The organism is Bacillus norwichensis, assembly GCF_014836955.1.
GTDB lineage: Bacteria > Bacillota > Bacilli > Bacillales > Bacillaceae_C > Siminovitchia > Siminovitchia norwichensis.
Window position 1 is genome coordinate 17,614 of the sequence record NZ_JACSPV010000027.1, and the last position, 12,994, is coordinate 30,607.

Annotated in this window: 10 protein-coding genes; 4 read left to right on the forward strand and 6 right to left on the reverse strand. The window is 40.1% G+C overall.

From position 1 onward, the window contains the following. Window positions 1-17: 17 nt before the first annotated feature. From H9631_RS14490 to H9631_RS14500, 3 genes are all read right to left on the reverse strand, one after another. Complete coding sequence (locus tag H9631_RS14490; protein ID WP_191813985.1) at window positions 18-1,490, reverse strand: aldehyde dehydrogenase family protein; 1,473 nt, start codon at window positions 1,488-1,490, stop codon at window positions 18-20. Between the two features lie 416 nt (window positions 1,491-1,906). Further along, entirely contained in the window at window positions 1,907-2,290 is a 384-nt protein-coding gene (locus tag H9631_RS14495; RefSeq protein ID WP_191813987.1) for a VOC family protein, read from the reverse strand. A 24-nt stretch (window positions 2,291-2,314) separates the two neighbouring features. Beyond that, window positions 2,315-4,417, reverse strand: coding sequence for a GAF domain-containing protein (locus H9631_RS14500; protein WP_191813989.1), 2,103 nt, complete (start codon window positions 4,415-4,417; stop codon window positions 2,315-2,317). Window positions 4,418-4,606: 189 nt separating this feature from the next. On the opposite strand from H9631_RS14500, the gene pgeF reads away from it, so the two are divergent. Next, entirely contained in the window at window positions 4,607-5,368 is a 762-nt protein-coding gene (gene pgeF / locus H9631_RS14505; RefSeq protein WP_191813991.1) for a peptidoglycan editing factor PgeF, read from the forward strand. A 56-nt stretch (window positions 5,369-5,424) separates the two neighbouring features. On the opposite strand, the gene H9631_RS14510 is transcribed toward pgeF, so the two are convergent. The 3 genes from H9631_RS14510 to H9631_RS14520 all read right to left on the reverse strand — a co-directional run bounded on the left by H9631_RS14510 (window position 5,425) and on the right by H9631_RS14520 (window position 8,607). Continuing rightward, window positions 5,425-6,885, reverse strand: coding sequence for a protein adenylyltransferase SelO (locus tag H9631_RS14510; protein ID WP_191813992.1), 1,461 nt, complete (start codon window positions 6,883-6,885; stop codon window positions 5,425-5,427). A 146-nt stretch (window positions 6,886-7,031) separates the two neighbouring features. Next, window positions 7,032-7,577, reverse strand: a complete 546-nt coding sequence (gene dcd / locus H9631_RS14515) for a dCTP deaminase (RefSeq protein ID WP_191813994.1) — start codon at window positions 7,575-7,577, stop codon at window positions 7,032-7,034. A 40-nt stretch (window positions 7,578-7,617) separates the two neighbouring features. Then, window positions 7,618-8,607, reverse strand: coding sequence for a CobW family GTP-binding protein (locus tag H9631_RS14520; protein WP_191813996.1), 990 nt, complete (start codon window positions 8,605-8,607; stop codon window positions 7,618-7,620). Window positions 8,608-9,275: 668 nt separating this feature from the next. Between H9631_RS14520 and H9631_RS14525 the strand changes: the two genes are divergently transcribed. From H9631_RS14525 to H9631_RS14535, 3 genes are all read left to right on the forward strand, one after another. Beyond that, window positions 9,276-9,773: an RNA polymerase sigma factor gene (locus tag H9631_RS14525; RefSeq protein ID WP_191813998.1), complete on the forward strand. Its 498-nt coding sequence runs from the start codon at window positions 9,276-9,278 to the stop codon at window positions 9,771-9,773. Beyond that, on the forward strand, window positions 9,773-10,630 hold the full coding sequence (locus H9631_RS14530; RefSeq protein ID WP_191814000.1) for a DUF3298 and DUF4163 domain-containing protein: 858 nt from the start codon (window positions 9,773-9,775) through the stop codon (window positions 10,628-10,630). The genes H9631_RS14525 and H9631_RS14530 overlap by 1 nt, the downstream gene beginning before the upstream one ends. A 366-nt stretch (window positions 10,631-10,996) precedes the next feature. Beyond that, window positions 10,997-12,895, forward strand: a complete 1,899-nt coding sequence (locus H9631_RS14535) for an acyltransferase family protein (protein WP_191814002.1) — start codon at window positions 10,997-10,999, stop codon at window positions 12,893-12,895. The last annotated feature ends 99 nt before the right edge of the window (window positions 12,896-12,994 follow it).

The following is a 12,994-nucleotide window of genomic DNA, read 5'->3' on the forward strand; positions in this document are numbered from 1 at the left end:
TGTCCCCTTTTTATCCGTTAATTGGAAAACCATCCAGTTGGCTCTACTTCGAGATTAATATTAATCTGTTTTACTTCTGTGAATTCCTCATACCCGTAAGTACCGAGCCCTCGGCCGATACCGCTCTGCTTATATCCACCCCAAGGTGCTTCGTTATAAGTCGGATGATAACAATTGATCCATGTAATTCCGGCTCTGATTTTCTTAATCACACGCATGGCCTTTGCTCCGTCATTTGTAAAAACACCTGCGGCCAGTCCATAGTCCGTATCATTAGCAAGGCGAACAGCGTCCGCTTCACCCTTGAACCTCTGTATTACAAGGACAGGACCGAAGATTTCTTCCCGGACAATTTTCATATCTGGTCTGGTATTGCCAAAAATAGTCGGCTCAACAAAGCACCCTTTTTCCAATCCGTTTTCCTTGAGCTGGCGGCCGCCGCATAACAGCTTAGCGCCTTCTTCCTTGCCAATTGCGATATAACTAAGCACTTTTTCCATATGCTCTCGGCTGACGAGCGGCCCCATTTCCGTCTCCGGATCATTGCCTGGGCCAACCTTGATCTTCTTCGCTCGCTCCACCAGCTCCTCAACAAATCGGTCATAAATACTATCTTCGACCAATAGTCTTGATCCGGCTGAACAAACCTGACCTGCACCAGCATAGATTCCGAACAAGGCATAGTCAGTAGCAGCTTCAAAATCAGCATCAGCAAAAATAATATTCGGTGATTTGCCACCAAGCTCCAAGGAAATCTTCTTGATATTTCCTGCAGCCGCTTTCATGATGCTCCTGCCAGTAGCTGTCCCTCCGGTGAAGGAAACCTTGTCTACGTCATGACTTTCAGCAATTTGGTTTCCTACTGTTTTCCCAGGTCCCATCACCATGTTTGCTACCCCTGCAGGGACTCCTACCTGTTCAATAATTTTAAACAACCATTTTGCGGTTACAGGAGTAACCTCTGACGGCTTAAAAACAATGGTATTGCCTGCCGCCAAAGCAGGAGCTATTTTCCATACAGCCATTAAAAGAGGGTAATTCCAAGGAACGATGAGCCCACAAACCCCGACTGGTTCTCGCACAACCAAGGCCTGCATGGGATCAGACACTTGATACGTGACACCATCCGGCTTGCTGACCATTCCCGCATAATAGCGGAAACAATCGACCGCGTCGGCAACATCAAATTGGGTTTCACGAAGTGGTTTTCCATTATCCAATGTTTCCAAACGGCTAATCTCTTCAGCACTTTCTTCAAGCTTATCAGCAATTTTATAAAGATAGGCAGCTCTCTCTGTTGCAGCCAGCTTAGACCAAATTCCGCTGTCAAAAGCTTGTCTAGCTGCTTCTATAGCCGCTTGAGCGTCTTCAACATTTCCATCTGCAGCATGTGCGATCACTTCACCAGTAGCTGGATTAAAAATCTCCCTACTTTCCTTATTTTCAGCGTCAATCCATTTTCCATTAATATAATTTTGTAGGTAAATCACACATATTCCTCCCTTTTTTTGTTTCTCATAAGAAATATGATGCAATTTATATGCCAAGAACAATGTAAATATCTATTTTGGCCCCGACAAGTAAAAAAGATAATTTCTGTTGATGAGGTAATGAACAAAAGCGCAAGCGCCTGTTCATCGACGTACAGGCTAAGCCGAAAATGGGGAAGACAGCGTTTAGGGGTGACAAGCCCTGGATGCCGAATGTCGCCACGTCCCGTAAGGTTAACTTATCGCAGGAGGTGGTAGCAAAATCTGCTGGTCGATAGGCGCTAGAGCTGGACGCAACTCAATCTGATAAATCAGGAATAGAATCTTATAATTTCCAATAACCTCCTAAAGAATTAAAAAGCACTTCTCTGAAGTCTAATTGTTACTTTCAGGAAATGCTTAGGAATAGCGCTATATTATTTACTTTTTTCCATGACTGCAAAGTAATTTCCTTCGTTATCAGCAAAATTAAACACTTTTCCAGAAGGCATTACGGCCATTTCGCCAACTGTAATGTTCTTATCCGCAAAATCCTTGTACAGTTGTTCAAGGTTTTCAGATAAAAACATTAACGAAGGGGTTCCGAGATTTAACTCCGGCTGCATTTTTCCAATAAATTCCTTATTATGCAGAACAAGACTTGTCTCTGCATCTTTTGTAGGAGCTATTTCAATCCACCTCATCCCTTGGCCATTGTCTTCTTCAGAAACTGCAATGAAACCAACTTCTTCCGTCCAAAACTGCAATGCCGCGTCTTGATCATTCACATACAGCATAATTTGGCCAACTCTGTTAATCAATTTTTTTCCCTTCCTTTCAAATTCCTAATTTTCCTCCGAAACATGAACGCTTTCATTAAGGGCTTGTTCGAAATTAAATTTAACAAAAAACGTCGTGCCACTCTCACCTGTCTCAATCTCAATCTTTGCACTATGACGGGCAGCTATGGCGTAGCACACACCTAGTCCCAAGCCAGTCCCATTATCTTTAGTCGTGAAGAATGGGGTTCCTAGTTTTTCCATGACCTCAGAACTAATGCCCTTTCCTTGATCGCGAACAGCAAGAACAACAGAATTGTCTTCTTTGAAAGTTCTGATCAAGAGAGTTTCCCCCTCTTCCATCGCTTCGAGTCCATTTCTGTATATATTCATAACTAATTGTCGTATCTCGTTATGATTTAAAAGCAATTGCGGAACATCTTCCGTTTGCACTTCAATCATTTTATTTTGAGTAACCGCATCAACCTCCATTAGAGGAGTCATGTCAATAATGATGGCATTTAAATCACGGAGTTCCATATCGGAAGTCTTGGTATTTCCCATCGACAGAAATTCCGTAATGATTGAGTTCGCACGGTCAAGCTCTTCGATCATAATGTCAAAGTAATGTTCCTGCTTTCCAAGATCATTATCCAACTTTAACAATTGCAGGAAACCTCGCACAGTTGCCATCGGATTTCTGATTTCATGACTGATTCCTGCGGCCATTTGTCCGATTAGATCCAAGCTCGATAAGCGTTTGAATTCGCTCTCAAATTTCTTTTTTTCTGTAATATTTTTAAAGAGGCAACAGATTCCATCTTCATAAGGGTAGGCAACGATTTCGTGCCAGCGGTCTTCAAAAACAGAGCAGAGCTCAAATTGTACAGCAAGCCGCTCGGACATCGCCCGGTGGAGCTCCCTATACATTACAGTTCCGACTATTTCCGGAAAGACCTCCCATATGTTTTTTCCAAGCACATCCTTTGCCGTTTTATTTCGTGGTAAAAATTGATGCTGGTTGATGTAAGTAATTTTCCAATCCTGTCCCAGTGCAAAAAAACCGCCCGTAATTCCTTCGATTACGCTGACTACTTTCTCATTGGCCTTAGCCAGTTCTTTCGTTCTTTCCTCAACTATTTCTTCAAGCCGTCCTAGATGTCGCAGATTCGAGAAGACCGGGGCGGTTGCATCAACAATAGATTGAGCTAACTGGATAAATCGGTCAATGTTTTCAGGCTTGTGCTCTCGATTAGCTACAACAATAGCTCCCAACACTTCCCCCAGTGAAACAAAGGGAATCACCAGCAATGATTTGATACAAAAGCCTTGACAGCTTTCAGGCTGAATTCTTTCGTCTTTGATAATATCTAGAATATAGATCGTTTTATTCGTACGAATCACATCTTGAATAATTCCTTCGAATCTTTGTTTCATACAATTGCAATTAATTTCGGTCTCCTTGTTGCTCGGTATCACAGGATTGATTTTTCTGTCCTGTGAATCAAAAAGGCATGCATTAATAATCGTATGGCTGCCTAGAATTTTTTCCAAATATGAATAGCAGATATCTAGACATTCCCCCATAGAAGAACATTTTGTTAAGTCCCTTAGCATGCCCAACATCAACTGATTTTCGGCAAGCAGGTCCTCCTTCTGCTTGAGATGTTTTGCATTTTGAATGGCGATGGCAGCAATGTTAACATAGGCTTCGACACTTTTAATAGCCAAACCAGTTAAGTTCATCGGAGCTCCATAATCAAATAAAAATATGAAGCCAAATAGCTCCTGTTCAAAGGATATGGGCAGCGCGAGCAAAGATTTGATTTTAAAATCGTTGACCGCTTTTGGATTAGGCCTATCGTCCTTTGATGTATCAGGAATATAAATCGCTTTTTTCGATTCAATCAACTCTTTAACCAGCAAATCCTTTTTGGGATCAATAATCAGGGTATCGATCGTTACGCCATTGATTGTTTCAGGCTTTCCTGCAAACCCCTTAAAGGTTCCATCTTCGTGAGGCAAAAATATCCCGACTGCGTTGCATTGAACAATTTCTTCTGATATAGCCTTAATGACATACTCTAGCACTTCTTGCAGATTTGATGTGGTATTGATGATTTTTGTTATATGTGCAAGGCGAGAATAACTCGTCTGTTCCCTTACCATTTGTCCAGTCTCCAATCATAAAGTTAAAAACAATTCTATCAATCATATAAAAGTCTGGTAGCGTTACCCATATTTTACATGGATTTCATGATGTTGATAAGCACATTTGGAAAAAATAAAACATCAATCATGATAGCACCCCTCTATACAACAATTGATTATTCACATATATTAAAAACAGGTGATGATATGAAAACCAAACTATACATGGATACTGAGAAGTTTTTAATGGGAATGACCATGAGGGACCCTAGAGAATTTGAAGAAAATAACATGGCTTTACACGTATGTAATAGCGCTGCTCATGTACTGGAAAACCGAAAAAAGCTGGCTAAATTCCTAGATTGCGAATTGGATGATTTCGTTTGTGCCAATCAAACTCATTCCTCAAATTTTTACAAGGTGACGCTTGCTGAAAAAGGACACGGGGCTAGACAGTTGGACACAGCCATCGCTCATACAGATGCCCTATACACATATGAACCGAATTTGGTATTGTGCAGTTTTACAGCGGATTGCGTGCCAGTGATTTTTTATAATGAAGCGAAGGGACTCATTGGTGCCATCCACTCAGGATGGCAAGGCACCGTCAAAGAGATCACTTCAAAATTATTTCAGCACTTAATAGAAGTTGAAAAATGTGAGCCGAAAGATTTTCATATCCAAATGGGGGCAGCATTAAGTCAGGAGAAATTTGAAGTCGATGAAGATGTGTATGTAAAATTCAAGAATCTAGGCTATGCTGATGACTTTATTCACTATAACGAGCAAACTCGGAAATACCATATTGATAATCAATTAACGGTGAAAAAGCAATGTGAACTAGCGGGAATACCAGAAAAACAGATTGCCGTGGACCGTACCTGCACCTATTTGAGTCCGGAAGGCTTTTCCTATCGCCAGGACAAAAATGCTGGAAGGCATATGAGCTTCATTATGAGAAAAAAATAAGGGGTCTGACCCCCAGTGTATTAACGCGTCACTGAAAGAAAGGGGTCTGACCCCCTTTATGTTCCACAGAAGGTTTGGTAGGGGATGTTTGTTTCCAGCACTTTTGTATATTCGGCCTTTTCCACTGAATATTCATAAGGGCTGGACAGCACATCCAACAGACGAGCTGTTACACTTAGATCTCCTTGTTCGACCGCCGCTTCCAGCGCCTCTTCCACCCGATGGTTTCGAGGGATGAACGCGGGATTGCTTTTTCTCATCAATTCATATGAAGCAACTTTCGATTCCTCTTGCTGTGCCAACCTTTCTTTCCAACGCTGCTCCCATTGAATGAAATCCGCAGATTTAAAAAGATCAGTTGTTGCATCCAATTGATCACGGGTTAAAGTCCTAAAAGTATTCGTATAGTCAGCACGATGCTTTTTCATCAGGCTGAGTAGACCATGGATCAGTTCCTCGTCTTTTTCCTTTTTCTTGAATAACCCCAGCTTCATTCTCATTCCTGCAAGCCAGTGGGATTGAAATATCTCATTAAAACCAGAAACCTTTTCCTGTGCTAATTTGACTGCTTCTTCCTTGTCATCATGCAGTAGCGGCAGTAAAGTTTCAGCAAACCGCGCTAGATTCCAGCCGCCAATCAAAGGCTGATTTTCGTAAGCATAACGGCCTTGATGATCAATCGAGCTAAATACTGTTTCCGGATCGTAAGTATCCATGAAAGCGCAAGGACCATAATCAATTGTTTCTCCACTGATAGCCATATTATCGGTATTCATGACTCCGTGAATAAAACCGACAAGCTGCCATTTCGCGATAAGCGCGGCCTGACGTTTAATCACTTCTTGAAGAAAAGAAAGGTATTTGTTTTCGTCATCATTAATCTCTGGATAATGGCGTTGGATGGCATAGTCAGCCAATATTTGAAGCTTTTCAACGCCGCCCCATCTAACAGCATATTCAAAAGTCCCGACGCGCAGATGGCTGGCAGCCACGCGTGTCAAAATAGCCCCTTCAAGCTTTGTTTCCCGCAATACCGGCTCCCCTGTTGTCACAACTGCCAAACTTCGGGTTGTGGGAATCCCCAATGCGTACATAGCCTCACTGATGATATATTCGCGAAGCATCGGCCCGAGTGCTGCTCTTCCGTCGCCGCCGCGGGAATATGGCGTCCGCCCAGCACCCTTTAACTGAATATCGAACCTTTCCCCTTCACGTGTGATCTGTTCTCCTAGCAGCACCGCGCGGCCATCACCCAACATGGTAAAATGCCCAAATTGATGTCCCGCATAAGCTTGAGCCAGCGGCTCTGCCCCTTCCAAAATTTCATTCCCTGCAAACACTGCCGAGCGGTCTTCACCCTTTAGCCATTCCGGGTCCACCCCCAGCGATTCCGCCAATGGATTATTCAATATGATTAATTCCGGTGATTTTACAGGAGTTGGATTAATGCTAGAAAAAAACATTTTCGGCAGGCGAGCATAACTATTGTCAAAGTTCCATCCCGTTTCTTTAGTCATGGTATCTCCTTTCTTCCAATTGGTAAAAAGTTAAACTAATGGATTCTTTTAATGTCTGCGGGTGTCCATGTATTATACCCTTCCCAGATAAAGATGCACCCGTGAAACGATCGCCTGCCTCTTTCTGATTTTATAAAAACATCGTATCAAGAGAGGATTTCGCTATCCAAGTAGACTCTGCTCGCCGTTGCCTTCTGCTGCCCTTTGTATTTTCCTATATACGGTTTTGCCTCTTGATCAACCTCTGCTATCACAAGCTGGCAGACCCTTCTCCCAACCGCTAATTTTATAGGAGCCTGATTTGCATTAAAAAGCTCAAGTGTTATATGACCTTTGAACCCAGGATCTACCCAACCTGCATTCTGAATGAATAAACCCAGCCGGCCAATAGAGCTTCTCCCTTCTACAAAGGCTGTCAATGATGGTGGTAACTCTATGTACTCTACTGTTGTCGCGAGTAAAAAGGACTGAGGCTGAATAATGATGGAGCCTTCCTTTTCAACATGGATATCCCGATATCTTGCTTGTTTATCCAAAGTTAGAAAAGAATTTTGATTTTCATCGATGGCCAGAAAATGGCTTCCGATTCTCAAATCAATCGACGCCGGCTGAACACTGATTTTATCAAACGGATCTATGATTAGATCCCCTTTCTTGATTTTGCTATTTATTGTTTTTCCTGAAAGGATCATTCCAATTGATCTCCTCTCTCTTTTTCCTACGAAAGCATTTTTATGCTAAACAAGCTCTAAACTGCCTCTTCAATTCCTTCTTGTCTAAATTCTTTCCAATAAAAACAAGCTGACTGCGCTTAACTTCCTCTTCTCTCCACTTTCGGTCTGGCTTTCCGGCAAAGAGCATATGCAATCCCTGAAATACAACCCGTTCTTCCACACCGTCAACATATAAAATACCTTTATACCTTAAAAGATCTTCCCCTTTTTCTTGTATTAGATAACTCATCCAACGATTTAGCTTACTTCGATCCAAAGGGCGTTCCTCCACAAACGAAACAGAAGAAATCTTGTCGTCATGATGATGATGATGGTGGTATTCTTCCAATAAGTGTGGATGAAGATCAAGCTTATGGTTCAACTCAAACGATTTAATACCTAATACCTCATTTAAATCCAATTTACAGTTTTCTGCGTAGAGTATTTTGGCTGTTGGGTTGATCCCGGAAACTCGTTTCTCTAAAGGCAGTAACTCATCCCTTTTTAATAAGTCCAATTTGTTCATAACTACAACATCTGCGAAAGCGATTTGTTCCTGTGCTTCATCTTTATCATCCAAATGACGGGATACATGTCTACAGTCCACTACTGTTACAATACTGTCGACTTCAAATTTCTCGGAAAGTTCACGATCCATAAAAAAAGTCTGTGCCACCGGGGCCGGATCTGCCAGTCCCGTTGTTTCAATAAGAACCCTGTCAAAACGAACTTTTCCCTGTTCTATGGAAAATACCAAGCTACGCAAAATTTTTATTAAATCCCCTCTTACCTTGCAGCAAATACAGCCATTGTTCATCTCTATCATTTCCTCTTCTGAATTTACTACAAGCTGATTATCAATCCCGACCTCCCCAAATTCGTTCATAATAATGGCCATTTTTTGTTGATGCCTCTCCGTTACAATTCTATTCAACAACGTAGTTTTCCCAGCCCCTAAGTAACCTGTTAAAATAGTGACAGGAATTTTAGATGATGCAAGTCCATGCATATAACCACTCCTTTTTATTATTGAAAATCGTAATCATTACGATTTATTTATTATTATGACCCTTATTTTCATTCTCAGACATAAAGGGTGATGCATCCTTTGTTGTAATCAAATGCGCCTTGGCGTAATACATATGCATTCATCTCACCTTACTGAAGTGGGAGACATCTGCTGAATGAAGTTCATTTTTGAAATGCTTGCCACAGCATTAACGCGCCATTATACCTTGTAGGATTCAGTTCTTCCAACTCTATTAGGGAGCAGCTCTTTCCGCTCGCTGTAAACATGGAGGAAAAAGCCATACTAATAATGCACCCCTCACCTATATAGGAAAGATCAAGCGTATAGCGTCATAACATCCCCGCATGTTGAATCTTATAGAGAATCTAATTCTCTGAGATTTCTTCAGTATGTTGCATGATTAAGCACTATTTATTTATAAAAGCCGTTGAAGCTCATCTTCCACTCTCCTTAATGAAAATCGTAATCATTACGATTTGATTATACCATTTATTTCGATCTTGGAGTAGACCTTCCTAACGAACATATTAACCGACTTTTTAGGATAAAAAATCTTCTTCTAAGCAAACTTTTTTATAACACTTGTTCGTCTATAATTTGTAACAGTTTATAAAATGTATTTCTAAAAAGGAGCTCTTTGAAGGTAAATGAAGAAAAATGATGCGCATGAACTATTCGTCAATTGTATTAATGATCATAAAGAAGATTTCTATCGTTTAGCATTCAGTTATGTGAAAAATAAAGAAGATGCATTAGATATCGTTCAAGAGTCGATTAAAAAGGCGCTTGTTTCCATTGAGACAATCAAAGATCCTGAATCCATAAAAAGTTGGTTTTATAAAATAGTCGTTCGGACGGCAATCGACTTTTTAAGAAAACAAAAGAAATTGACGTTAGCCGACGATCAAACCATTGAGTTTTTAAGTGCTGGAAAAGAAGATGCATACAAGGATATCGATCTTCATAACGCTTTAGATGAATTGCCACTTCCATATAAAACCGTTATCATTCTGCGCTTCTTTGAGGATTTAAAATTAGAGGAAATTGCGGAAATTGTAGATGAAAACATTAACACAGTGAAAACACGACTTTACAGGGGATTAAAGTTGCTGCGCATTTCAATTACGGAGGAGGATTTCATATAATGGATAAAAAATTAGAGACTTTAAGAGAAGCATATAAAGATATACCCATTCCAAAAGAGTTAGATGCTGTTGTTACTAAAGCACTTCAGAAAAAGAAAAAAAGGAAACCTTTATATATATGGCCAGCAGGTGTAACTGCTGCAGCTCTATTATTCATTGCAACAGTAAACTTTAGTCCGGACGCAGCAAACGCTATGTCTAAAGTTCCTTTTGTCAAAAAGATCATAGAAGTAATCACGTTCCACGAGTTCAAGGAAGAAAAGGACAATTCCAGCATTAATGTTAAAACTCCAGCCGTTACAGGTCTTGACAATAAATCACTTGAGTCCAATCTAAATAAAAAGTATATAGAAGAAAGCAAAAAGCTGTATGAAGAATTCACACATTCATCAGCCTCTAAAAAGGGACATTTTTCAATTGATAGTGATTATGAAAAGGTAACGGATACGCCCGTTATTTTATCTATTCGCCGTACCACTCAAAGAACACAAGCATCGGGATATATTCAAGATCAGTATGTTTCCATTGATAAAGAGAACCATGTGCTAATCACTCTGAAGAGTTTGTTTAAAAATAATCAGTATGTCAATGTCATCAGCGAAAACATTAAAGAACAGATGAAACAGCAGATGAAGGATGACCCTAATAAAGCTTATTTTATAACAGATGAAGACATGCCTGAGGAGACTTTTACTAAAATTGATCCAAATCAACAGTTTTATATTACTGACGATTATAAATTAGTGATTTCATTCGATGAATATGAAGTGGCCCCGGGATATATGGGAGCTGTTGAGTTTAAAATTCCAACAGAAGTGATTTCAGACATGCTCGTTGGAGACAGATACATTCACTAAAACCGGGACATGAGCACTCTATAAACAAACGCCCTTTCTGTATGGAAGAAAGGGCGTTTGTTTATATTACAGATATTCCGCATCGATAGTCCATGCGGGTAAAGAGCCAGTCCTCCTTTCAATGTATTTTTGTAACAGATTTAAATGTATCTCCCAGCCCTTTAAACATTAGACGTTCAAAAAAATAAAAAAGTTTGGCCTAAATTTTCTCTTTTTCCATGAAACAAAATGATCAGATAGAGACGTCTATTAACTGGAGAAGTCACTTTTTCAAATTCGTTTCAATTAGAACAGTCCTATTGATGAAGCGAAGGTTCGAAACATCTCCATCAACATGAAGTTGTACAGTTAATTGGAGGAATTTTTATGTTAAGCAAGACACCAAACCGCCGTTATATCCCCGGATTAGATGGACTCCGAGCTTTAGCAGTACTAACTGTCATAGCTTATCATTTTAACTTCAGTTGGGCTAAAGGAGGATTCCTTGGGGTCGATATTTTCTTTGTTTTATCCGGTTATTTAATAACATCTACGATTCTACCGATACAAGGAAATCACTTAACATTAAACTTGCGAGAATTTTGGTTTGAACGGATTCGCCGTTTACTTCCAGCTGCCTATTTCATGATTATGACTGTTCTCGTTTGGGTGATGTTATTTAACCGGGAGCTTCTTAATACTGTACGCGGAGATGCCATATCTTCGATTTTTTATACAAGCAATTGGTGGTTCATTTTTCATAAGCTTTCCTATTTTGATATTTTTGGCTCCCCTTCACCTTTGAAAAATTTATGGTCACTGGCAATTGAAGAACAATTTTATTTCATTTGGCCCATTGCATTGACTGTTGGACTATCTATATTTAAAAATCGGAGTAAGCTTTCTATTGCCGTCTTTCTCGTAGCTTTAAGTTCTGCAATTTTAATGAGCATATTATATCACCCTGGAACTGATCCTAGTCGCGTCTATTATGGGACAGATACCCGTTTATTCGAACTGCTAATCGGCTGTTCACTTGCCCTTATTTGGCCAATGAAAAGACTCTCGTCCAAAAAACTCTCTGCAGGGCTTAGCAATACGCTAAATATCACAAGTATGATTGCTTTTGGTATCTTTATCATTTGTATTTTTTTGGTGGACGAGTACCAAGTGTTTTTATATCGAGGAGGACTGTTACTCGTATGTATAAATGCAGCCATTCTAATCGCCTGTGTGTGTCATCCAGCTAGTTTTTTAGGGAATTTACTTTCTTGGAAACCTCTCCGTTGGATTGGTTCAAGATCATATGGAATCTACATCTGGCATTACCCTGTGACGGTATTGGGCACCCCTGTTCAAGAAATAGGGAAGCCCGTATTTTGGCGTGTTGGTTTACAATTAGCCATCATATTGATCATAGCTGAGTTTTCATATCGTTTTATTGAAACCCCCATTCGAAAAAATGGATTCCGTCCCTTCTTTAGGCAATACCTTGCGATTAACATAATCAATTGGAGAAGCTTTCCTTTAGCTAGAAAAGTTTCAACTGTACTGATTCCATTAATCCTTTTGATGTTTACTGCTGGTATAACTGGTGTGGTAAAAGGCGAAGAGAAGAAAGAGTCAATAAAGTCCTATCCGGCTCAAGTAAAAATAAATGATGATCGACCTTCCAGCAAAAAAGTTTCTAAGCAGGGAAGCCATACATTGGAGAAAGATTCCGCTGACCAAAGTAGCGAGAAAAAATCAGCACCCAAAATTGAACAGAGCAATGAGCCTAAGAAAGAGGAAAACTTAACAGCAAATAAAGCTTATACAGGAATACTAGGCATTGGAGATTCAGTCATGATAGATATTGCTCCAAGTTTACATAAAATTTACCCCACCATTACGATTGATGCAAAAGTTGGAAGACAAGTGTCACAAGCCGCTAATTTGGCGCCCGGTTACGCAGCGTTTAATCACCCAGATAAAGCCGTCATTATTCAGCTGGGGACAAATGGATATTTTTCCACCAGTCAAATTGATACATTGCTTAATGCTTTCTCGGATGCTCATATTTATTTAATAACTGTACGTGTCCCACGTCCATGGGAAAGCAAAGTAAACGATGCGTTATATGAGAAGGCAAGGGACAATGACAATATTACAATGGTAGATTGGTATTCTACGGCTATTAATCATCCAGAATACTTTACAGCGGACGGTGTCCATCTGGAACCAAAAGGGGTTGAAGCTTTAACGAATCTGATTGATCAATCCATAAATGATCATAATGGTAAATAAAAATTTTGATGATAGTGCCTCATTTATCAAAAGGGGGCTGTTGCAGAAAATCAGTTTTCACTGACTTTCTGAACAGCCCCCTTCTTAGTCAAGGTACTC

Excerpts from the sequence above, each read along its gene's own strand:
- H9631_RS14500 (WP_191813989.1), bottom strand. The coding sequence starts at position 4,417 with ATGGTAAGGGAACAGACGAGTTATTCTCGCCTTGCACATATAACAAAA.
- dcd (WP_191813994.1), bottom strand. The coding sequence starts at position 7,577 with ATGATCCTTTCAGGAAAAACAATAAATAGCAAAATCAAGAAAGGGGAT.
- H9631_RS14510 (WP_191813992.1), bottom strand. The coding sequence starts at position 6,885 with ATGACTAAAGAAACGGGATGGAACTTTGACAATAGTTATGCTCGCCTG.
- H9631_RS14530 (WP_191814000.1), top strand. The coding sequence starts at position 9,773 with ATGGATAAAAAATTAGAGACTTTAAGAGAAGCATATAAAGATATACCC.
- pgeF (WP_191813991.1), top strand. The coding sequence starts at position 4,607 with ATGAAAACCAAACTATACATGGATACTGAGAAGTTTTTAATGGGAATG.
- H9631_RS14525 (WP_191813998.1), top strand. The coding sequence starts at position 9,276 with ATGAAGAAAAATGATGCGCATGAACTATTCGTCAATTGTATTAATGAT.
- H9631_RS14520 (WP_191813996.1), bottom strand. The coding sequence starts at position 8,607 with ATGCATGGACTTGCATCATCTAAAATTCCTGTCACTATTTTAACAGGT.
- H9631_RS14535 (WP_191814002.1), top strand. The coding sequence starts at position 10,997 with ATGTTAAGCAAGACACCAAACCGCCGTTATATCCCCGGATTAGATGGA.